Source organism: Limnohabitans sp. Jir61, assembly GCF_003063545.1.
Classification (GTDB): domain Bacteria; phylum Pseudomonadota; class Gammaproteobacteria; order Burkholderiales; family Burkholderiaceae_C; genus Limnohabitans.
The window spans coordinates 22,436-43,888 of sequence record NZ_NESD01000002.1; the positions used below are offsets into that span (position 1 = coordinate 22,436).

24 protein-coding genes are annotated in these 21,453 nt (G+C 54.1%); 13 read left to right on the forward strand and 11 right to left on the reverse strand.

All coding sequences use genetic code 11. The annotated features are described in order from the left end of the window. The first annotated feature begins 1 nt into the window (after position 1). The 5 genes from ybgC to B9Z35_RS06355 are packed head-to-tail and all read left to right on the forward strand — an operon-like array spanning position 2 to position 3,574. On the forward strand, positions 2 to 400 hold the full coding sequence (ybgC, locus tag B9Z35_RS06335) for a tol-pal system-associated acyl-CoA thioesterase (protein WP_108282870.1): 399 nt from the start codon (positions 2 to 4) through the stop codon (positions 398 to 400). Then, on the forward strand, positions 397 to 1,083 hold the full coding sequence (tolQ, locus tag B9Z35_RS06340) for a protein TolQ (RefSeq protein WP_108282871.1): 687 nt from the start codon (positions 397 to 399) through the stop codon (positions 1,081 to 1,083). The genes ybgC and tolQ overlap by 4 nt, the downstream gene beginning before the upstream one ends. A 14-nt stretch (positions 1,084 to 1,097) precedes the next feature. Beyond that, positions 1,098 to 1,529 (forward strand): biopolymer transporter ExbD, encoded by a 432-nt coding sequence (locus B9Z35_RS06345; protein WP_108282872.1) that lies wholly within the window; start codon positions 1,098 to 1,100, stop codon positions 1,527 to 1,529. Positions 1,530 to 1,540: 11 nt separating this feature from the next. Next, positions 1,541 to 2,509, forward strand: coding sequence for a cell envelope integrity protein TolA (gene tolA, locus B9Z35_RS06350; RefSeq protein WP_108282873.1), 969 nt, complete (start codon positions 1,541 to 1,543; stop codon positions 2,507 to 2,509). 21 nt (positions 2,510 to 2,530) lie between these two features. Next, positions 2,531 to 3,574, forward strand: a complete 1,044-nt coding sequence (locus tag B9Z35_RS06355) for an acyltransferase (protein ID WP_158268124.1) — start codon at positions 2,531 to 2,533, stop codon at positions 3,572 to 3,574. A gap of 11 nt (positions 3,575 to 3,585) precedes the next feature. Here the strand turns inward: B9Z35_RS06355 and B9Z35_RS06360 are convergent, their stop codons facing one another. Genes B9Z35_RS06360 through B9Z35_RS06370 form a run of 3 tightly spaced genes read right to left on the reverse strand, consistent with a single transcriptional unit; the run spans position 3,586 to position 6,431 of the window. Next, positions 3,586 to 4,788 carry an MFS transporter gene (locus B9Z35_RS06360; protein ID WP_108282875.1) on the reverse strand — a complete coding sequence of 401 codons (1,203 nt, stop codon included), beginning with the start codon at positions 4,786 to 4,788 and terminating at the stop codon, positions 3,586 to 3,588. Between the two features lie 36 nt (positions 4,789 to 4,824). Next, positions 4,825 to 5,925: a chorismate synthase gene (gene aroC, locus B9Z35_RS06365; RefSeq protein ID WP_108282876.1), complete on the reverse strand. Its 1,101-nt coding sequence runs from the start codon at positions 5,923 to 5,925 to the stop codon at positions 4,825 to 4,827. A gap of 38 nt (positions 5,926 to 5,963) precedes the next feature. Further along, positions 5,964 to 6,431 (reverse strand): CBS domain-containing protein, encoded by a 468-nt coding sequence (locus B9Z35_RS06370; RefSeq protein ID WP_108282877.1) that lies wholly within the window; start codon positions 6,429 to 6,431, stop codon positions 5,964 to 5,966. Positions 6,432 to 6,508: 77 nt separating this feature from the next. On the opposite strand from B9Z35_RS06370, the gene B9Z35_RS06375 reads away from it, so the two are divergent. Together B9Z35_RS06375 and B9Z35_RS06380 are read left to right on the forward strand one after the other, a co-directional pair. Then, positions 6,509 to 7,819: an O-acetylhomoserine aminocarboxypropyltransferase gene (locus B9Z35_RS06375; RefSeq protein ID WP_108282878.1), complete on the forward strand. Its 1,311-nt coding sequence runs from the start codon at positions 6,509 to 6,511 to the stop codon at positions 7,817 to 7,819. Beyond that, the gene (locus B9Z35_RS06380) at positions 7,819 to 8,658 is read left to right on the forward strand and encodes an alpha/beta fold hydrolase (protein WP_108282879.1); all 840 of its coding nucleotides are present in this window, start codon (positions 7,819 to 7,821) and stop codon (positions 8,656 to 8,658) included. Before B9Z35_RS06375 ends, B9Z35_RS06380 begins: the two co-directional genes overlap by 1 nt. 35 nt (positions 8,659 to 8,693) lie before the next feature. Here the strand turns inward: B9Z35_RS06380 and B9Z35_RS06385 are convergent, their stop codons facing one another. Further along, positions 8,694 to 9,842, reverse strand: a complete 1,149-nt coding sequence (locus B9Z35_RS06385) for a YihY family inner membrane protein (RefSeq protein WP_233246498.1) — start codon at positions 9,840 to 9,842, stop codon at positions 8,694 to 8,696. Positions 9,843 to 9,936: 94 nt separating this feature from the next. Here B9Z35_RS06385 and B9Z35_RS06390 point away from each other — a divergent pair, with 94 nt between their 5' ends. Both B9Z35_RS06390 and B9Z35_RS06395 read left to right on the forward strand, forming a co-directional pair. Further along, a complete protein-coding gene (locus B9Z35_RS06390) occupies positions 9,937 to 10,353 on the forward strand; it encodes a DUF2069 domain-containing protein (RefSeq protein ID WP_108282880.1) in 417 nt (138 codons plus the stop codon). Between the two features lie 7 nt (positions 10,354 to 10,360). Next, positions 10,361 to 11,785 (forward strand): FAD-binding oxidoreductase, encoded by a 1,425-nt coding sequence (locus tag B9Z35_RS06395; protein WP_108282881.1) that lies wholly within the window; start codon positions 10,361 to 10,363, stop codon positions 11,783 to 11,785. Here B9Z35_RS06395 and B9Z35_RS06400 read toward each other — a convergent pair. The 3 genes from B9Z35_RS06400 to B9Z35_RS06410 are packed head-to-tail and all read right to left on the reverse strand — an operon-like array spanning position 11,777 to position 13,682. Then, positions 11,777 to 12,433, reverse strand: a complete 657-nt coding sequence (locus B9Z35_RS06400; RefSeq protein WP_108282882.1) for a response regulator transcription factor — start codon at positions 12,431 to 12,433, stop codon at positions 11,777 to 11,779. The two genes, B9Z35_RS06395 and B9Z35_RS06400, sit on opposite strands and share 9 nt — an antisense overlap. Beyond that, entirely contained in the window at positions 12,417 to 12,800 is a 384-nt protein-coding gene (locus B9Z35_RS06405) for a polymer-forming cytoskeletal protein (RefSeq protein WP_108282883.1), read from the reverse strand. Before B9Z35_RS06405 ends, B9Z35_RS06400 begins: the two co-directional genes overlap by 17 nt. A 3-nt stretch (positions 12,801 to 12,803) precedes the next feature. Then, positions 12,804 to 13,682: a hypothetical protein gene (locus tag B9Z35_RS06410; RefSeq protein WP_146178963.1), complete on the reverse strand. Its 879-nt coding sequence runs from the start codon at positions 13,680 to 13,682 to the stop codon at positions 12,804 to 12,806. Positions 13,683 to 13,976: 294 nt separating this feature from the next. On the opposite strand from B9Z35_RS06410, the gene B9Z35_RS06415 reads away from it, so the two are divergent. The 4 genes from B9Z35_RS06415 to xth are packed head-to-tail and all read left to right on the forward strand — an operon-like array spanning position 13,977 to position 16,661. Continuing rightward, on the forward strand, positions 13,977 to 14,804 hold the full coding sequence (locus tag B9Z35_RS06415; RefSeq protein WP_108282885.1) for a thymidylate synthase: 828 nt from the start codon (positions 13,977 to 13,979) through the stop codon (positions 14,802 to 14,804). A 3-nt stretch (positions 14,805 to 14,807) separates the two neighbouring features. After that, complete coding sequence (locus B9Z35_RS06420) at positions 14,808 to 15,296, forward strand: dihydrofolate reductase (RefSeq protein WP_108282886.1); 489 nt, start codon at positions 14,808 to 14,810, stop codon at positions 15,294 to 15,296. 15 nt (positions 15,297 to 15,311) lie between these two features. Next, complete coding sequence (locus B9Z35_RS06425) at positions 15,312 to 15,887, forward strand: DUF4337 domain-containing protein (protein WP_108282887.1); 576 nt, start codon at positions 15,312 to 15,314, stop codon at positions 15,885 to 15,887. A 9-nt stretch (positions 15,888 to 15,896) separates the two neighbouring features. Beyond that, on the forward strand, positions 15,897 to 16,661 hold the full coding sequence (xth, locus tag B9Z35_RS06430) for an exodeoxyribonuclease III (RefSeq protein WP_108282888.1): 765 nt from the start codon (positions 15,897 to 15,899) through the stop codon (positions 16,659 to 16,661). A 37-nt stretch (positions 16,662 to 16,698) separates the two neighbouring features. On the opposite strand, the gene ntrC is transcribed toward xth, so the two are convergent. The 4 genes from ntrC to glnA all read right to left on the reverse strand — a co-directional run bounded on the left by ntrC (position 16,699) and on the right by glnA (position 21,398). Then, a complete protein-coding gene (gene ntrC / locus B9Z35_RS06435) occupies positions 16,699 to 18,237 on the reverse strand; it encodes a nitrogen regulation protein NR(I) (protein ID WP_108282889.1) in 1,539 nt (512 codons plus the stop codon). Between the two features lie 40 nt (positions 18,238 to 18,277). Next, positions 18,278 to 19,357: a nitrogen regulation protein NR(II) gene (gene glnL / locus B9Z35_RS06440; RefSeq protein ID WP_108282890.1), complete on the reverse strand. Its 1,080-nt coding sequence runs from the start codon at positions 19,355 to 19,357 to the stop codon at positions 18,278 to 18,280. Further along, positions 19,354 to 19,911 carry a hypothetical protein gene (locus B9Z35_RS06445; RefSeq protein WP_108282891.1) on the reverse strand — a complete coding sequence of 186 codons (558 nt, stop codon included), beginning with the start codon at positions 19,909 to 19,911 and terminating at the stop codon, positions 19,354 to 19,356. The genes glnL and B9Z35_RS06445 overlap by 4 nt, the downstream gene beginning before the upstream one ends. A 71-nt stretch (positions 19,912 to 19,982) precedes the next feature. After that, entirely contained in the window at positions 19,983 to 21,398 is a 1,416-nt protein-coding gene (gene glnA, locus B9Z35_RS06450; RefSeq protein WP_108282892.1) for a type I glutamate--ammonia ligase, read from the reverse strand. Positions 21,399 to 21,453: the final 55 nt, after the last annotated feature.

Consider the following 21,453-nt stretch of genomic DNA (forward strand, 5'->3'; position numbering starts at 1 on the left):
CATGAGCACCGTTTTTGAGCACCCCATTCGGGTTTATTGGGAAGACACAGATGCCGGTGGCATCGTGTTCTACGCCAATTACCTGAAATTTTTTGAACGCGCCCGCACCGAGTGGCTGCGCGCGCTTGGTATTGGTCAGCACGCCTTGCGCGAAGAAACCGGCGGCATGTTTGTGGTGAGTGAAACCGCCGTCAAATACCACCGCCCCGCCAAGCTGGACGACCAGCTACGCGTCACCGCCACTCTGGCCGAAGGTGGGCGAGCCAGCCTCGTCATTGCGCAACAAGCATGGCTGGGTGAAACTTTACTTTGCGAAGGCACGATTCGTATCGGTTGGGTCGATGCCGCCGCCATGAAGCCTGCGAGAATCCCCTCTTCTGTATTGGAACGCCTGACATGACACAAGACTTTTCCATCGTTCATTTATTGCTCAACGCGAGTTGGGTCGTGCAAGTTGTGGTGCTGATGCTCATGACCGTTTCGATCGTGAGCTGGGCTGCCATCTTTCGCAAGATTGGCTCCATCAAACGCATCAAAGAACTCAACGACGAGTTCGAGCGCGACTTTTGGTCGGGCACCAGCCTGAACGAACTGTTCGCTGCCGCCGCACAAAACGCCAAGACCTCTGGCCCCATGGAGCGCATCTTCGCCAGCGGCATGCGCGAGTACCAAAAACTGCGTGAACGCCGCATCAACGACAGCAGCGCTTTGATGGACGGTGCACGCCGCGCCATGCGTGCGAGCTACCAACGTGAAATGGACGCGATTGAATCCAACCTCTCCATGCTGGCCTCCGTCGGCTCTGTGTCACCTTACGTGGGCTTGTTTGGCACGGTGTGGGGCATCATGCACGCCTTCACGGGCTTGGCGGGTATGCAGCAAGTGACCTTGGCCAAAGTGGCCCCAGGTATTGCAGAAGCCTTGGTGGCTACCGCCATTGGTTTGTTTGCTGCGATTCCTGCAGTGTTGGCCTACAACCGTTTCTCACGTGACATCGACCGCGTGTCGATCAAACTGGAAACCTTCATCGAAGAGTTCAGCAACATCTTGCAGCGCAACAGCGCCAGCACGATGACCCACTAAGCCGGAGACGCAGCATGGCTTCTATTGCTCCTCGCTCTGGTCGTGGCCGCCGCGCCATGAACGACATCAACATGGTGCCGTTCATCGACGTGATGTTGGTCTTGCTCATCATCTTCATGGTGACTGCCCCACTCATCTCGCCCACCGTGATTGATTTGCCCAGCGTGGGCAAAGCCTCTAGCGTGCCTGACCAAGTGATTCATGTGGAGATCAGCAAAGAAGAACGCATCACCGTCAAGAGCACAGGCACTGTGAACAAGTCGGTCAGCTCGACCCTCAAAGGCTTGGCGCGCGACGTGCAAGAACTGCAAGGCGAAAGCTCGCAAGGCCCCGTCGTGATTACCGCAGACCGCACCATCAAATACGAAACCGTGGTCAAAGCCATGGACACCCTACAACGCGCGGGGGTGCAACGTGTTGGCCTCGCGGTTCAGTTGGTCGATTGATTTCTTGAAGCATGAGCGCATCGCCTAAGCATCTGGAATTTGCACCGCCGGCGCCTAAAGGCACGGCGCGCTCTGTGGGCGCGTCTTTGGTGGTACATGCCTTGCTCATCGTGGCGTTGACGGCAGGTATTCAATGGAAGCAAGACAACAGCCTGTCAGTCGAGGCTGAGTTGTGGTCCGCCGTACCCATGGCGGCTGCGCCGAAGTTGGTCGAGGTCGAAACACCACCGCCTCCTCCCGCCCCCAAACCAGAACCTGCGCTTAAGCCCGTGGTGAAAGCGCCCGAACCTCCTGCTCCCAACCGCGATGCAGACATTGCACTGGCTAAGAAACGCAAGATTGAAGAAGAGAAAAAGATTCAAGAAGCTTTGAAGGCCGAAGAGCGCCGCAAAGAAGAGCTGAAGAAAGAAGCCGAGAAAAAAGCCAAGGCCAAGCTCGAAGAAGACAAGCGCAAACTAGAAGCGAAGAAAGAAGAAGAGCGCAAGGACAAAGAGCGTAAAGAGAAAGAAAAAGAGAAAGAGCGCGCCGAGAAGGAACGCAAAGAAAAAGAAGCCAAGAAGCAAGCCGAGCAAAAAGACAGCAAAGCTTCTGCTGAAGAAGCCAAGAAGCTCGAAGCCATTCGCAAAGAAAACATGAAGCGCATCGCAGGCTTGGCAGGCGCGAGCGGCAGCGAGAACGCCACCGGCACAGCCATGAAGTCCTCGGGCCCATCAGACAGCTATGGTGGTCGCATCCGTGCACGCGTCAAACCCAACATCACATTTGATCCCAGCTCCGTGTCTGGCAACCCAGCCGCTGAGGTGGAGGTGCGTTGCGCACCCGACGGCACCATCGTGAGCAAAAAACTTACCAAATCCAGCGGCAACTCGGCGTGGGACAACGCCGTGCTCAAAGCCATCGACAAGACTGAAATCTTGCCGCGCGACACCGATGGTCGCGTGCACTCGCCTTTGTTGTTGGTGTTCAAACCAAACGACTAAAACAACACAGGAAAAATTCGGTTGTTAGAGCGTTCCTTCACCGTGGATGTGTTGAAAGTTGTGGCTGCACAGTTCATTGTTTGGCACCACTTCTCTGCTTACGGCCCGATGGCCGACACCATGACCTTGATGTGGCCGAACTTGGTGAACTGGCTTTATGAAGACGCACGTTTGGCTGTGCAAGTTTTCTTGGTGTTGGGCGGTTACTTGGCGGGTCAATCGGTGATGAATAAGCCCATGCACAAGCCATGGGTTCAAATTGCCAAACGTTATTTGCGACTGGTGCCGTTTTATGTGTTGGCATTGGCGCTCATCACACTGGCCGTCAACTTGTCGCGCAACAACATTCATGAGAACTGGTTGCCCACAGAGGTCAACACTTGGCAATTTCTGGCGCACGCACTTTTAGTGCATGACATATTTGGTTTCGAAGCACTCAGTAGCGGTGCTTGGTATGTGGCGGTGGATTTTCAACTCTATGCGTTGTTGATCCTCCTGTGCCACAGTTTGCAAGCAACCAATTCCAAGCGTTTGACTATCGGTGTGGCCCTGTTATGTGTGGCATCCATGTGGCAGTTCAACCGTGTGAAAGAACTCGACATCTGGGCCATCTATTTCTTTTCTGCTTACGGTTTGGGCGTGTTAGCCGCTTGGGCTAAGCGGTCAACTTTTGATACCGCTGTGTTTTGCATCACGGCTATTCTGGCTATTGGGGCTTTATGGCTGGAGTTTCGTTCGCGCTTGTGTTTGGCCGCGATCACGGCAACTTGGCTGGTGATTAAACCCAAAGGCATGGTCCATTGGACACCGATGAAACGCGTGGTGCACCGGTTGTCCAACAGCGCTTATGTGTTGTTTTTAACGCACTTTGGCGTGATCGTGTTGTTCAGCAGCATGTGGAACAAGAGCCACTTTTATGACCCGCAAATGGCTTTTGCTTTGACTGCATTTGCTTGGTTGTGCTGTGTGGGCTTAGGTCTATTCATGCATGAGAAAGCTGAAGTACCCATTCACCATTGGGTGTCACAAAAATCGAAGCAACTGTTTTTGCGACTCGCGCACTGAGCAAAAACAGCTTAGATTTTTTTGTGCTGTCGTGCACTCTGCCAAGCACACACACAGGCCATGACAGCCGTCAAGATGGACCATGCATAAACCGACGACAAACCAAACGCGTCGCTCAAAGCGCCCCCACCCAAAGCACCCAACACACCCGGCACGCCATAGCCAATCGAGGCGTACAACGCCTGCCCCCTGCCCCGCAGGCGTCCTGGAAAGTGATGGGACAACAAAGCAATGCACGCCGTGTGTTGCGTGGCAAACGTCAGCGCATGCAACAGCTGCGCAAACAGCAAGGCCCATATCCACTCAGCCGCCCATGTGGTGAGTACCATGCGCAGCACCATCGCTGCAGCGCAAATGAACATCCACATCGACAAACTGAACTTAGGCAGCCATCGGCTTTGGGTGAAGAACCACACAATCTCAGCAGCTACCGACACCGCCCACAACACACCAATCATGGTTTTGCTGTAACCCAGTTCATCGAGGTAAAGCGAGAAAAAAACATAAATGCCAATGTGCGACAGCACATGAAAAAACACGGTGGCAAAAAACCATTGCACCCTGCGTTGACGCAACACCGGCATGACTGACGGACGAACTTCGTCGTGGTGCACCGCTTCTTTGCGGTTGGGCAACCACCACACACTCAGGTTGAGCAACACCAACGAGCCCACCGCCCATGCAGGAAAACTCTGCATACCCTGCGCTTCAAACCATGCACCCGCCACAAACACCGTGACCAAAAACCCCAACGAGCCCCACAAGCGCACGCGGCCATAGCGGCGTGAATCAAAGCCTTGGTCGGTACTCACCAAGTGCGCCAAAGCAGCTTCACTCATAGGCATCATGGCGCTGGTGTGAATGAACATCAACAGCAAGACCACAGCAATCCACACCACACTGCCTTCGACCAATAAGCCTGCCGAACAGATGAGCGCAGCGCCTGCACAAAAGCGCAGCAGCTTGACACGTTCTCCGGTGTGGTCACTCAACCAACCCCAGCCATAAGGCGCCAGCACGCGCGTAGCCGCCTGCACGGCGGTGAGCAAGCCAATGATGGTGATGGAGAAGCCTAGGTCTTTGAGCCACAACGGCAAGTACGGGTTGAAAAACCCGATGTGCGCAAAGTAGCTGGCGGACAGCGCCGCAAAAGGAAAGAGCTGAAAACGAGAAAGCGCGTTACTCGAACGCGCTTCTGTAGATGAATGTTTCAAAACGGACCTGAACCAAACGCCAATTGAGGCTCTTGCTTAGGCACCTATGTGGCCCGCAATGGCTGGCATCGCCACTTGCACATCACCACACTGGGCGCGGTGCAACAAGGCATGGTCCATCACCACCAAAGCCAACAAAGCTTCAGCAATCGGTGTGGCACGAATGCCCACGCACGGGTCGTGACGCCCCTTGGTCACCACTTCAGTGGGTTGGCTGTTTTGGTCAATCGAATCACGTGGGCTCAATATGGAGCTGGTGGGCTTGATGGCAATACTCACATCCAAGTTTTGGCCGGTGCTGATGCCGCCCAACACGCCACCTGAGTTATTGGTCGCGAAACCTTGCGGGGTGAGTGAGTCACCGTGCGTGGTACCGCGCTGCGCCACGCTGGCAAAACCAGCGCCAATCTCTACGCCCTTGACGGCGTTGAGGCCCATCATGGCGTAGGCGATGTCAGCATCTAAGCGGTCGTAAATCGGCTGGCCCAAGCCCACGGGCATGCCGCTGGCCACCACGCGAATGCGTGCGCCGCACGAGTCGCCCGCTTTGCGCAGGCTGTCCATGTAGTCTTCAAACGCTTGCACATCCGAGCAAGGCGCATAAAACGGGTTGTGCCCCACATGCTCCCAGCTCTCAAACGGAATGGTCATTTCGCCCAACTGCGTCATGCAGCCGTAAAACGTGGTGCCGTATTTTTCTTTGAGCCATTTCTTGGCCACTGCACCTGCCGCCACGGTGGGCGCGGTCAAACGTGCCGAAGAACGGCCACCACCGCGAGGGTCGCGAATGCCGAACTTTTGGAAATAGGTGTAGTCCGCATGACCCGGGCGGAAGGTTTGCAAAATATTGCCGTAGTCTTTGCTGCGCTGGTCGGTGTTTTGAATCAGCAGTGCAATGGGGGTACCCGTGGTTTTACCTTCGTACACACCAGACAAGATTTGCACTTGGTCGGGTTCATTGCGTTGGGTCACGTGGCGGCTGGTGCCAGGGCGACGACGGTCCAAGTCATGCTGGATGTCTGCCTCGCAAAGCGACATACCCGGGGGGCAGCCGTCAATCACGCAGCCAATGGCTGGGCCGTGGGATTCACCAAAGTTGGTGACAGTGAAAAGGGTTCCGAAGGTATTGCCGCTCATGGGGTGAGATTATCCCACCACCACGAGACCTGCCCTGATTACTTGTCGTCAGGGTCTGGCGTGCCGCTGGGCCAGTCTTTGATGTAGGCCTTGAGCATCTTGTTTTCAAAGTTTTGACTGTCCACCACCGACTTGGCCACATCGTAAAAGCTGATCACGCCCTGCAGTTGACGGTTGCCAATGACGGGCATGTAGCGGGCGTGGCTCTCGAGCATCATGCGGCGCACATCGTCAATATCGGTTTCGGGTGTGCATGTGAGCGGGTGGTCGTCCATGGCGCTACGTACGGTGTAGTCGCCAATCGTGCCGCCATTGCGGTTGAGGGCTTGAATGACTTCGCGGAAAGTCAACATACCCACCAAGTCGCCGTGCTCCATCACCAAGAGTGAGCCCATGTCTTTTTCAGCCATGACTTTGACAGCGTCAGCCAGTGGATCCATGGGATCAATGGTGAACAAAGTGCCGCCGCTTTGGCCTTTGACGCGCAAGATATCGCTGACTTTCATGGTTTATCTCCTCCGGTTATGGTCGAAATATAGCCCACAATGACTAACGAAATTCTGACAAAACACCCGAGGAAACCATGCCCGGCTACAACGACCCCAGTTTCGACACACTCGCCCTTCATGCAGGGGCCTCCCCCGACCCTGCCACAGGTGCACGCGCAGTGCCCATCCACCTCACCACCTCGTTTGTGTTTGAGTCCAGCGACCATGCCGCCTCGCTCTTCAATCTTGAACGTGCAGGCCATGTGTACAGCCGCATCAGCAACCCCACCAACGCGGTGCTCGAGCAACGCGTGGCAGCACTGGAAGGCGGCATTGGGGCCATCACCACCGCCAGCGGTCAAGCCGCTTTGCACTTGACCATTGCCACGCTCATGGGTGCAGGCTCGCACATCGTGGCCAGCACGGCCCTTTATGGCGGTTCGCACAACCTGCTGCACTACACGCTGAGTCGCTTTGGCATTGAGACCACTTTTGTCAAACCCAACGACATCGACGCATGGCGTGCGGCCGTGCGGCCCAACACCAAATTGTTTTTTGGCGAGACGGTGGGCAACCCTGGCCTAGATGTACTCGACATTCCCACCATCTCTGCCATCGCTCACGAAGCGGGTGTGCCACTGTTGGTGGACAGCACGCTCACCACACCCTACCTCATCAAACCCTTCGAGCTAGGCGCAGACTTGGTGTACCACTCGGCCACCAAATTCCTCAGTGGTCACGGCACCGTGATTGGCGGCATCGTGGTGGATGGTGGCAGTTTTGATTGGGAAAAGAGTGGCAAGTTTCCTGAGCTCACACAAAGCTACGAAGGCTTTCACAACATGGTGTTCAGTGAAGAAAGCACCATTGGTGCATTTTTGCTGCGTGCCCGTCGCGAAGGCCTGCGCGACTTTGGCGCATGCCTAAGCCCACACAGTGCATGGCTGATTTTGCAGGGCGTTGAAACCCTGTCGCTACGCATGGACCGCCACATGGCCAACACCGAAAAAGTGGTGCAATTCTTGGCCAGCCATCCTCTAGTCAGCCGTGTGGGCCATCCACTTATCGATAGCCACCCCAGCCATGCGCTAGCTGAAAAGCTTTTGCGTTTTGGCGCTCGAGGTGCGGGCTCTGTATTTAGCTTCGACATCCAAGGTTCGCGTGAGCAAGGCAAGGCCTTCATCGAAGCACTGCAAATTTTCAGCCACCTCGCCAACGTTGGCGACTGCCGCAGCTTGGTGATTCACCCTGCCAGCACCACCCATTTCCGCATGAGCGACGAAGCCTTGGCAGGCGCTGGCATTGGCCTTGGCACCATTCGTTTGTCCATTGGATTAGAAGACTCTGCGGATTTAATTGACGATTTGAAGCGGGCATTGAAAGCCGCAGAAAAGGCAGGTGCGTGATGAAGTTCACATTGAAAACTGCTGCAGGCCAAAACTACGAAGCCTATGCATACACAGGCGGTAAAGCCTTTGATGCCACCAAGCCCACGCTGGTGTTTATCCACGGTGTGCTCAACGACCATAGTGTGTGGATTTTGCAAACGCGCTACTTGGCACACCACGGCTTCAATGTGCTGGCCGTCGACTTACCCGGTCACGGGCGAAGTGGTGGCGATGCTCCCTCCAGCGTAGAAGAAGCTGCGCAGTTCATCGAAGCGCTGCTAGATGCCGCAGACGTGAAACAAGCAGGCTTAGTCGGTCACAGCTGGGGGTCGCTAATCGCCTTGGAAACTGCAGCGCGTTTGAAAGACCGCATCACGCATTTGGCGTTGGTGGGCACGGCATTTCCCATGAAGGTATCGCCCGCGTTGATTGAGGCATCCTTGAACGAGCCCATGAAGGCGCTGAAAATGGTGAATGTGTTTTCACGAGCCACTTTGTCTGCGCCGCCCTCAGCACTGGGGCCAGGCACTTGGGTGTACGGCGCGTCTATGGCCTTGGGTAGACGTGTTTTAGCCAGCAACACGCTAGTAAATATTTTTCACCGCGGTTTTCTAGCTTGTGATAGCTATGCCAATGGCTTAGAAGCTATGGCTGCTATCACGTGCCCTGTGCTGTTTGTATTGGGTCAATCTGACCAGATGACACCACCACGTGCAGCAAATAGTTTGATCGATCAAGCCAAAGCACACGGCAAAACTTTCACAGTTGCGAAGATTCCGATGGGGCATCACCAGATGAGTGAATCACCAGAAGAAACCTTGGCTGCGCTCAAAACTTTTCTAGGATTGACCGTTTGATGTGAATCGCTCTGAGCGCAGCCAAGTGAACCGACTCAGAGCACATCGCGCAAGCGCAAGTCTTGCCACTTCATCCAGAGGCCCTCAGCCTCTGGGCTGCGCACCAAGAGCAATCGTTCCATCAGGGGCGTCAGTGGTGTGCGATGCGGATCGGCCAGCATCACGTAGCGCGCTTCTTTGACATGCGTTTGCCGTGCATCCACCGACTCGCTCAAACGTGCGATCCAGTCAAGATCAACCAACGCAGCCAGTACGTCTTCAATTTGCAACGGGTCAAGTGCGAGGTCTTCGCACAAGGTCGTCATGCTCGCACCGTGCTCATCTGTGTTGCGTGCCAACTGCAAACGTTGCATCACCTCAATGGCTAACTGAAAACGCCACCCCACGCTGCGACCATCACGTGCAATACCGCCCAACAAACTGGGCAAGTTGGCCACCAACACGGCCCCGATCAACACGATCGACCAAGCCAGATACATCCAAACCAACAAAATAGGCACAGTGGCAAACGCACCATAAACGACCGAATAGGTGGGCATTTGACCGAAGTAATAGGCCAACACGCGACGAGCCAGCTCGGTTGCTGCAGCCACCCACACACCACCGACCAAGGCATGACGCCAACGCACTTGCGTGTAAGGCACAAAGCGATAAAGCGCACTCACCGCCCAAGCCAACAATAAAAATTCCAAAGTCCCGAACAGCCAACGTAAGTTCCCAGCCCCCTCGGGTGCAACACCGCGAGAAGCTGCGACAAACTCAGACATCATCACCAAACTTGAACCCATCAACAAAGGGCCCAATGTGATGGCCGTCCAGTACAACAACATGCTGTGTACCAAGGGGCGGCGCTTGCGTACACGCCAAATGGCATTGAGGGTGCGATCAATCGTGAATACGAGTGCCAAGGCTGAAAACAACAAGACCATCACGCCAGCGACGCCTAAGCGGCTGGCTTTGCTTGCAAACAGAGTCAAGTAACCCAACACCTGGCGAGAGATGTTATCGGGCACCAAGCTCTCCACCAACCGCTTTTGCAACACCATTTGAAAGTCGCCAAACAGAGGGAAAGCTGTCAACACAGCCAACGCCACAGTCAGCATAGGCACCAGCGCAATCGTGGTGGTGAAGGTCAAACTGCCTGCGGTTTGGCCTAGGCGGTCTTCCCGAAAACGCTGGCGCAAGGTACGCGCCGTGTTGCGCCAAGGGAATTGGGATAGCCGTTCAAAAAAATCATGGAGTTGCGGGACAATCATGGCCTGAATCATCCCACTTTCTATGCACGACTCTACCCTCGACCCTCAAGAAATTTCATTCCATCATGTAACACTCACTCGGTTTATCGCAGTGAGCTGCCTGATGGGGCTCATCGTGCTTGGCTTGATGTGGGAACTGTGGCTTGCGCCACTGCGACCTGGAGGCACATTGCTAGCTCTCAAAGTGTTGCCTTTGTGTTTTCCACTTACCGGTTTGTTGAAAAACCGCATGTACACCTATCGCTGGCTGAGCTTGTTGATTTGGCTGTATTTCACTGAAGGCGTCGTGCGCGCTTGGGGAGATTCAGCGCCAAGCAATTACTTCGCCTTCGCGGAAATATTTTTATGTGTCACATTGTTCGCAGCCTGTGCACTGCATGTGCGTCTGCGCTTGAAATACGCCAAAGACAATGAACTCGTAGAAATGCCAAGCGCTTAAGGCCAAGATGCACACTACAAACCAAATCCAGCTGTTGAAGAGACTGCGCACACTGCTGGGTGAGGCCTATGTGTTGTCAGAAGGTGACTTGACAATTTACGAACAAGATTGGCGCAAGCGCACGCGTGGCAAAGCATTGGCTGTGGTGCGCCCCGCCAACACACGGCAAGTAGCGGAGGTGGTTAAAGCGTGCGCGCAGACTGGCGTGAGCATCGTGCCACAAGGAGGCAATACGGGCTTGGTGGTCGGCTCAATCCCTGATCAATCTGGCACACAAGTCCTGCTGAGCTTGCAACGCATGAAAACCGTCAGGACACTTGATGCAGACAACCTGACGATCACAGTAGAAGCGGGCTGCATTCTTCAAAATTTACAACAAATTGCAGCGCAAGCAGGCTTTTTATTCCCGCTGAGCTTGGGCGCAGAAGGCAGCTGTACGATTGGTGGCAATTTAGCGACCAATGCAGGTGGAACGCAGGTTCTGCGCTACGGCAACGCCAGAGAGCTGTGCTTAGGCTTGGAGGTGGTGACCGCACAAGGTGACGTGATGCACAGCCTAAGTGGTTTACGCAAAGACAACACTGGCTATGACCTGCGCAACCTCATGATTGGCAGCGAAGGAACCTTAGGCATCATCACGGCAGCCACGATGAAGCTCTATCCGATGCCGGCAGCTAATCTAACGGCGTGGGCAGCTGTGCCATCTGTGACGCATGCTGTGAAGTTGCTGGGTCTGGCGCGTCAACACTTGGGTGCTGGACTGACAGGCTTTGAGATGATGGGCCAATTTGCGCTGAGCTTGGTCGACAAACACTTCCCACACTTGCGCGTACCTCTGTGGCAAGAAGCGACTTACTGTGTGTTGATTGAAAACTCAGACAGCGAATCGCAGGACCATGCACGCGAACGCTTTGAACACTTGTTAGAAGTGGCGTTTGGCAACGGTTGCATCACGAATGCGGTGATGGCTGAGAACCTGGCTCAGGCGCGCAACTTGTGGCATATCCGAGAAAGTATCACGCTCGCGCAAGCCGAAGAAGGCTTAAACATCAAACACGACATCTCAGTGCCAATCTCATCTATACCGAGCTTTGTGGAAGAAACAGATGCACAACTGAAACGCGAAATTGAAGGTGTGCGCTTGGTCAACTTTGGTCACCTCGGGGATGGTAATTTGCACTACAACGTACAAGCGCCAGAACATGGCGATAGCAAAGCGTTTTTAAGAGACAACGAAGAACGCGTGAATCAGTTGGTTTATCAATCTGTCAAACGTTTTGATGGGTCAATTTCCGCCGAACATGGCGTGGGGAGCATGAAGGTCAATGACCTGCCTCACTTCAAAGACCCTGTTGCTTTGAAGCTGATGCAACAAATTAAGCAAGCACTCGACCCACAGGGCGTGCTGAACCCAGGTCGCGTCCTACGCTGACGCTGTTCGCCTAGGTGCAGGAATATCCATACCGATCAACATGTCGATCAACTCGGGGAGAGTTCTTGCCGACATTTTGTCCATCACGCGTGCGCGGTGTAGTTTGATCGTTGCAGACGCGCCACCATCTATGGCTGCAATTTGCTGATTGGTATAGCCGCGCACCATCCAGTGGCAGACCTCCATCTCGCGCGGAGTCAGGCGTTGCAAACGCTCAGACACGAGAAGGTTTTTATCGTTGACGCGGACTGCATGCTCAGCCAAGTGCATTGCACGCTCAATGACATCCAGCATCGCCTGAGCAGTAAAAGGCTTGAGTAAAAAATCTACTGCGCCTTGTTTCATCGCCATGATGATTTCCTCAGGCCGGCTATCACCGCTCACAAAAACAACAGGCGTGCATTGGGCAAGCGTCTTGAGTTGCTCTTGCAAATGTACGCCGGTCGTTCCAGGCATGCGCATATCCGAAACAATGACAGACGGATGCGGCACAACAGGATTGCTGAGAAAAGCGTCTGCACTTTCGTACAACGTAACCTGATAGCCTGTACGCTCAAGCATTGAACTTAGACTGCGGCGCACCGATGTATCGTCATCAATGATGATCACATGCCCTAAAGGGTGTTTTTTTTCAATGTTGCTCGACATTGTTATTACTCATCATTCCGTACAACTTAGCGCCATGCTCAATGGCCATGGTCGCATATGAAATATTACCTTTGACATCTGCACCTGCATGCAATTCGACACGACCATTGGATTCGATATTTCCCATCACGACGCCATTGACAACAGCCTGTTGTGCATTAATGTCGCCCTCCACATGAGCTTGCGAAAGAACTGACAACTGCGCATTGGGGCTACCATTGACATCAATATTACCGACCACATGCCCCTTCAGTTGCACCAAATCTTGCGACACAATATTGCCTACGACCACAGCAGATTGGCCAATCACCGTTTTATCAATTTGCTGGTCCTTTGAAGGCTGACCTAATTTCAACTTCTTAAACATAATTTAATGTGCAACAGGCACTTCCACCAACTTGACACGAGTCGCAGCGTTATCAGGTAGGGACACGCGACCGCCTTGGAAATAAATTTGAACCTTTTGCAAGTTTGAACCAGAAAGCTGCCAAGGCGAAACACCGTAGACGCTGCGGTTTTCACCTGCCTTGAGCTGCAGAATCGTGGCTTGCTTGTTGCCATCGACCACACAAATTTCCACATTAGCCGAACTCATCAAATAGACATAACGCCCTTCTTTTTGAGAGATCAGAGGGGTGAGCTGCGGTATGACATCTGTAGTGAAGGCGCAAGTTTTACTTGAGCCACTTGCAGCAGAGGCCGCGGTCTGAGTAACGACAGGTGTAAAAGTTGCAACAGAAGCCACCACCGATGGCGCCGAAGCCGACAAAGTGGGGGCAGAGGCAACAGGTAAAGAGAGAGGCTGCACTGCGGCTGAAGCCACAGGCTCAGGCACATGTATCGGTTGAATAACTTCTGAGGCTGGTGCAACGACAGTGGCTGCAACTTGCGAATTCAGAACTTCTAATTTTTGTGGCACTTGAAATACCAATAGCGCCACAGCAATAGCCAGGAGCAAAAAGGCGCCCAGCATCTGCTTATGCTCAATGACTTTATTGGCAGAAGATCGAACAACATCCGATGCGGTCCGATTAAGCATCGGCTGATGGCTCATCGCCACAATTTGATCCAATGTATTAAGGTGCGCCTCTGCGACTTGATGTGCATCACGCAAAGCTTGCGGAACCTCAACCGTAGGAGGTTCTGCGCCCAATATCATCAGCAGGCGTTTATAAGCTTGACGTTTGATGGCATCTGAGTAAAACAAGTTGTCGCTGTCGCTGCTTTCCAGTTGGCGAACTTGTGCCAAAGACAAACATGCAGTACGTGCCAAAGCGACCAAATCTATTCCCGCCTCTTCGCGCAATTTTCGAAGGTAAACGGGGTCACAGCTGTCGTAGACGCTACGCGTGGCGTCTTGTTCTCTATGTTCGTTAGATGGCATATGCACAGATTCGTCACTGCTTGATAAAAAGTTCAGTAGTTAATGTCGCAGGGTGCTCAATAGTCGTCAATACACCCCGTGGCGTAGAAAACTTAATTATTACGTCGAACAAACGCCACTGCGCTTAAACTCTCAGTAGTTTTTTACCGAATTACCCTAATGCGCCCCATCCGCCGCCAATACGAAGACTTCATGCAGCACGTCGCCAGCCATGGCGTTGCCAAGACCGACCGCACCGGCACGGGCACCCAAAGCGTGTTTGGTCATCAAATGCGTTTTGACCTGAACGAAGGGTTCCCGCTAGTGACCACCAAGAAGGTTCATCTGCGCTCCATCATCCAAGAGCTGCTGTGGTTCCTCACCGGTTCGAGCAACAACAATTGGCTCAAAGAACGCAACGTCACCATCTGGGACGAATGGGCACGTGAAGACGGTGACCTCGGGCCCGTATACGGCGTTCAGTGGCGCAGCTGGCCCACCCCTGATGGCGGCCACATCGACCAAATTCAGCAAGTCATCGACACGCTCAAAAGCAACCCCGATAGCCGCCGCATCATCGTGAGCGCTTGGAACGTGGCGGAGCTTGACAAGATGGCACTCATGCCTTGCCATGCGTTCTTCCAGTTTTACGTGGCCCCTGCACAAAACCCAGGTGAAAAAGCCAAGCTCAGCTGCCAGCTGTATCAGCGCAGCGCCGACATCTTCTTGGGCGTACCTTTCAATATCGCCAGCTACGCCCTACTCACCCACATGGTGGCCCAACAGTGCGACCTCGATGTTGGCGACTTCATCTGGACCGGTGGCGACTGCCACATTTACAGCAACCACCACGAACAAGTGGCGCTGCAGCTCAGCCGCGAACCGTTTGCTTATCCAACATTGAACATTAAGCGCAAACCCGACTCTATCTTCGACTACCAGTTTGAAGACTTCGAGGTTTTGGACTATCAATGCCATGGTGCCATCAAAGCCCCCGTGGCGGTCTAAGCCATGGCCTTGAATTTGATTTTTGCGCGCGCGCGCAACGGCGTGATTGGCAAAGACAACACTTTGCCTTGGCACCTACCAGAAGACCTCGCTCACTTCAAACAAACCACACTTGGCCAGCCCGTGGTGATGGGCCGCAAAACATGGGAATCGCTCCCACCTAAATTTCGCCCCCTGCCCGGCCGTACCAATATCGTTGTGACGCGCCAAGCTGATTGGCAAGCCGAAGGTGCTACCGTTGCTCACTCTATTGAAGAAGCTGTAAAGCATTGCCCTGCTGATGCTCAGGTGTGGGTGATTGGCGGCGCTGAGGTCTATTCGCAAGCAATGCCTTTGGCTTCACGCGCGGTCGTCACCGAAATCGATGCCGACTTTGAAGGCGACGCCTTCGCCCCCACCTTCGACAGCAGCTGGCAAGAAACCGCACGATCCACTCACGTCGCTGCGAATGGTTTGACTTACAGTCTCGTCACCCTCACTCACACACTTTAAGCAGGAGCTTTTTGAATGTCTGAACACGGTTTTCACGTCCATGGCCCACACGACCACGAACTCGAACATGCCGCCGGTGGTCACGGCAACAGCTTTACCAACAAGATCGCCATGTTCACTGCCATCATCGCCACCGTGGGTGCGATCTTTGGCTATATGGGTGGCGCAACACAAGCCGCAGCTGGCTTGTACAAAAACGATGCAGCCATCAAAAAAACCGAAGCCTCCAACCAATGGAATTACTACCAAGCCAAAAGCAGCAAGCAAAACTTGACGGAGCTGGCGTTGGAATTGGCACCTGCCAGTAAGGCAGAGCACTATCAAGCCCAGATCGAACGCTACAAAACCGAGAAAGCTGACATCAAAGCCGGCGCAGAAAAGCTAGAAGCTCAATCCAAAGAGTTCGACGAAATGTCTGAAGCTCAAATGCACCAGCACCACCGCTGGGCACAAGCCACCACGGTGCTGCAAGTGGCGATTGCCTTGGCTGCGATTGCCCTGCTCACCCGTAAAACATGGGTCGAATACGCCATGTTTGGCGCAGGTGCGCTCGGCATTGCAGTCGGCATCATGGCTGCACTTCACTTCTAAAGAACACACATGCAACTCGCCACTTGGAACGTCAACTCACTCACCGTGCGCTTACCTCAAGTGCTGGACTGGTTGGCGGCCAACCCCGTCGATGCTTTGGTGCTGCAAGAAACCAAATGCACCGACGACAAGTTCCCGCAAGAAGCCATTGAAACTGCGGGATACAAGGTGGCTTTCTTTGGGCAAAAAACTTATAACGGCGTGGCCCTACTCTCCCGCAGCCAAGCCACTGACGTGGTGAAAAACATCCCCGGCTTTGAAAATGACATGGCCCGAGTGATTGCAGGCACGGTCGATGGCGTGCGTGTAATTTGCGCCTATTTCCCCAATGGCCAAGCACCCGGCAGCGACAAGTTTGTTTACAAAATGCGTTGGCTAGAGGCCTTGCAAAACTGGCTGCGCGAAGAACTTAAACAATACCCCAAGCTGGTGTTGATGGGTGACTTCAACATTACCGTGGATGACCGCGATGTGTGGGACCCTGTGGCCTTGAAAGACACCATCCACTGCACCTTAGAAGAACGCGATCACTTTCAAGCTTTGATTGACCTCGGCACACATGACGCATTTCGTTTGTTTGAACAAGCCGAAAAAAGCTACAGCTGGTGGGACTACCGAGAGTTTGCATTCCGCCGCAACCGTGGTCTGCGCATTGACCACATCTTGGTGAGCGATGCGCTCAAGCCTACAGTTCAAACGTGCGTAATCGACAAAGCCCCACGCAAGAACGAGCGCCCCAGCGACCACACGCCGGTCGTGGTGACGCTCGCTTGATCAAATCACAAGCCCTTGCACATAAGGGCCTGCCAGATCAATCATCCAAACCCAATTCTTGAATTTTTCGGGTGATGGTATTGCGTCCAATGCCCAACTTTTGAGCGGCTTCAATGCGCCGGCCCCGCGTGTTGGCCAAGGCGGTTTGAATTAACTTCGCTTCCACGCGATTGACCAACACATCCCACACATCCGTGCGGCCCGCCACGAGCAAGCTCATGGCTTCTGCTTCTAAGCCCTGCTCCCAATCTGCACCGGGCATGTTGAGCACCACAGGCGGCATGCTGCTTTCGCTGACTACGCTGGGCGCAGAAGACGTATGAACCGTCTCAGGTGTAATCGCCGCATGAAAGCCAGAGGTGTCCTGGCCCGTGTGGCTCATCGCAGTGAGGGCTTCGCCACTGAGGGTAACTTCAGGTGGCAAATCCTTCGGCTCAATCACTTGCGAAGGCGCCATGACGGTCAGCCAGTGACAAATATTTTCGAGCTGACGCACGTTGCCCGGAAATGCAAATTGGTTAAGCACGTTTTGTGCACCATCTGAGATCCGTTTGGATTCCACGCCCAATTGTTGTGCACTCTGCTGCAAAAAGTGGCGCGTCAAAGTGGGAATGTCTTCGCGACGTTCACGCAAAGCGGGCAAGCGCAACCGAATCACGTTCAAGCGGTGAAACAAGTCTTCACGGAACACGCCGTCTTTGACGCGTTTTTCCAAGTCTTGGTGAGTCGCTGCAATCACGCGGACATCCGCTTTGATGGCGTTGTGACCACCCACGCGATAGTAATTGCCATCGCTCAACACGCGTAGCAAACGGGTTTGTAAATCAAACGGCATGTCGCCAATTTCATCAAGGAACAACGTGCCGCCTTCGGCTTGTTCAAAGCGGCCTCGACGTGTGGTTTGTGCACCAGTGAAGGCGCCACGCTCATGTCCAAAGAGTTCACTTTCCAGTAAATCCTTCGGAATCGCCGCCGTGTTTATTGCGACGAATGGGCCTTTGTTGCCTGCATCGCCGCGAGGTGAATGCTTGTGCAAAGCGCGGGCCACCAACTCTTTACCAGAGCCGCTCTCGCCCGTGATCATCACCGTCACATTGCTTTGGCTCAACCTGCCAATCGCACGAAACACATCTTGCATGGCAGGCGCTTGGCCAAGCATTTCAGGCGTAGCGTCTTGTTGCTCGCTTTGCTGTTGTTCGCGTTGACTTTCATCCAAAGCACGACGAATCAACTCGACAGCTTTGGGCAAGTCAAAGGGCTTGGGCAAGTATTCAAACGCGCCGCCTTGAAAGGCCGATACCGCACTGTCCAAATCAGAAAAGGCCGTCATGATGATGACGGGCAGTGCGGGCAAACGCTCTTTCACTTTGGTGAGCAAATCCAAGCCCGAACCACCGGGCATGCGAATATCACTGACCAAAATTTGCGGGCCGTCTTCCTCGCTCACCGAGTCGAGCGCTTGCAGCACTTCGCGGGGGCTGGTGAAGCTGCGGGTGGGCAGGTTCTCGCGCAACAGCGCTTTTTCCAGCACGAAGCGAATTGACTGGTCGTCGTCCACAATCCAAATCGATTTCATCTCGGCTCTTTCTTTTCTAGGTTAGGGGCCACCTGAGGCTTCAAGGCAACGGGATCAGAATTTTGAAATCCGTGCGTCCCGGCACACTGTCACACTCAATCAAGCCATGGTGCTGTTGCACAAAAGTTTGTGCCAAATTCAGCCCCAGACCAGAACCGCCATCTCGACCAGATACCAAGGGGAAAAACAACCTGTCCTTGATATCTTGTGGAATACCGGGCCCGTTGTCTATCACATGCAATTCCAGTGCCAACCGATAGCGTTGTTTGCCAAAAGTTACTTGACGGCTGATGCGGCTGCGTAAAACGATCTCAGCGTCCCCTTCGAGCACGCGGTCCGCCAACGCTTGGGCTGCGTTATGCACGATATTGAGCACGGTTTGGATGAGCTGCTCGCGGTCACCACGGAATTCGGGGATGGACGTGTCATAGTCACGAACCACACGCAGGCCCTTGGGGAACTCGGCCAAGATGAGACTGCGCACACGCTCACACACCTCGTGGATGTTCACATCGCCCACCACATGCGGACGGCGATGTGGCGCCAACAGACGATCGACCAACAGCTGCAAGCGGTCGGCCTCGTGAATGATGACTTGGGTGTATTCGATCAAGTCCTTGCTCTCAATCTCCATTTGCAACAACTGCGCCGCGCCACGGATACCACCCAGAGGGTTTTTGATTTCGTGAGCCAAGTTACGAATCAGCTCTTTGTTGGCCTGGGCTTGGTCGATCAGGCGCTCTTCACGGTCTTGGCGGGTTTGCTGCTCCAAGGGCAGCAGTTCAACCAACACCTCACCCATCACATCGGTTGGGGCCACGATGACGTGCACGGGCAAGGGCTCTTGCAATGGACGACGTATCAGCGCGTCATAGCGCATGGTGGCAAAGGCGTTGGTTTGCGCGCCTTGAAGAGCGTTGACAAACGACGAGGTTTCAGTGAAATAGCTGGCCAATGGCGAACCTTCAATGGTGCGACGCGAGACGCCCATTACATCTTCTAGCGCCGCATTGGCAAACACCACGACACCATCGATACGCACCACGGCTACCAAGGTGGCCAGCAAGTCAAACGCTTGGGCATAGGTGGGTGAGGTATGAGTCCCAGAGTGGGCTGTCATGGTTTGGCTCCGGTTGATGCGGGCGCGGGCAAGCGCGCAAGTTCACGCTGCAGCCCAGCCACATCCGCGTCGATGCGCTGCAGCGCAACGCGCAATTGCGCCACACGCTCTTGGTATTTTTGGGGTTGTCGGTGCTCATCGGCGCGGCGCTCTGGCTCACCGTTGTTCCACTCTCTCAGCAACTCAGCTTGCTGCTGTTTGGCACGTTGCAACTCGGCTTGCAAAACCACTTGTGCATGCAGATCGCGCTGACGCTGGTCTGCGCTGTCAACTCTTGCAGCACCGACGCTCGAGCCGCCACCAGCGTTCACGCTAGACGACGCTGCTTGCGGACCTTGCACGCGCGTGCCCTCAATCACAGTCACGCTGCCGCCGACCAAGGGCTTGCAGTTGCCTGCAGGGTCTGGCTGGTTGGTATAGGCGTTACCGCAGCGGTAAATGTGCTGCTGCTCTGACGTGGCATTGGCTGACCACGCAGCCAAACACACCCCTAGCAACAGGGCTTCACGTAACACGCGATCAATCGAAGAAGAGTGGCGCAACAAAGAGGTCATCACTAAATAGGAGTTGAAACAAAAAAGGACGGCTTGCGCCGTCCTTTTATTGCACGCTTCGTTGCAACGAATTACAGCGAGTAGTACATGTCGTATTCGACAGGTGACACTTCCACGCGGCTGCGGGTCACTTCTTGCATCTTCAATTCGATGTAAGAGTCGATCCATGAGTCGGTGAACACGCCGCCTTTGGTCAAGAAGGCGCGGTCTTTGTCGAGTGCTTCCAAAGCTTGGTCTAAGCTAGAGCACACGGTTGGGACCAACTTGTCTTCCTCTGGAGGGAGGTGGTACAAGTCTTTGGTAGCTGCTTCGCCTGGGTGGATCTTGTTCTCGATACCGTCCAAACCAGCCATCAACAAGGCTGCGAAGCCGAGGTATGGGTTGCACAATGGATCTGGGAAACGAGCTTCCACGCGGCGACCTTTGTCGCTGGCCACGTTAGGAATACGGATCGAAGCAGAGCGGTTCTTGGCGGAGTAAGCCAATTTCACTGGCGCTTCGAAGTGAGGCACTAAACGCTTGTAGCTGTTGGTACCTGGGTTGGTGATGGCGTTCAAAGCACGGGCGTGCTTGATGATGCCGCCGATGTAGTACAGAGCCAAGTCAGACAAACCAGCGTAGCCAGTACCTGCGAACAAGTTCTTGCCGTCTTTCCAGATGGACTGGTGAACGTGCATGCCAGAACCGTTGTCGCCAGCGTATGGCTTAGGCATAAATGTGGCAGTTTTGCCGTAAGCGTTGGCCACGTTGTGAATCACGTACTTTTGCAGCAATGTCCAGTCAGCGCGCTCGACCAAAGTAGAGAACTTGGTGCCGATTTCGCATTGACCAGCGCCCGCCACTTCGTGGTGGTGCACTTCAACTGGAATACCAACTGACTCGAGCAACAAGCACATTTCGCTGCGCATGTCGTGTGTGCTGTCGACGGGAGGCACTGGGAAGTAGCCACCTTTGACGCGAGGACGGTGACCGCGGTTACCGCCTTCGGTTTTCTCGCCGCTGTTCCATGGGCCTTCGTATTCATTGATGGAATAGAAAGTGTTGTTTGGCTCAGTGCTCCAACGCACTTCGTCAAACAAGAAGAACTCTGGCTCTGGACCGAAGTAAGCGGTGTCGCCAATGCCAGACTGCTTGAGGAAAGACTCAGCGCGCTTAGCGATCGAACGTGGGTCACGCTCATAGGCTTTTCCGTCTGTGGGTTCGATCACGTCACACACCAAAACCAGGGTGATTTCTTCGAAGAAGGGGTCGATCAATGCGCTGTTTGGATCAGGCATCAACAACATGTCAGAGGCTTCAATGCCTTTCCAGCCAGCAATAGAAGAACCGTCAAACGCTTGACCTTCTTCGAACTTGCTCTCGTCAAACTGCGACACGGGCGCAGTGATGTGCTGCCATTTGCCACGGGTATCGGTGAAACGGAAGTCAACGAATTTAACTTCGTTCTCTTTCACCATTTTCATTACGTCTGCGACGGTCTTGGCCATCAAGTTCTCCTGCTAGGGTTGTTGGATTAAAAAGTGTTTCGAGGATGAAGGATGC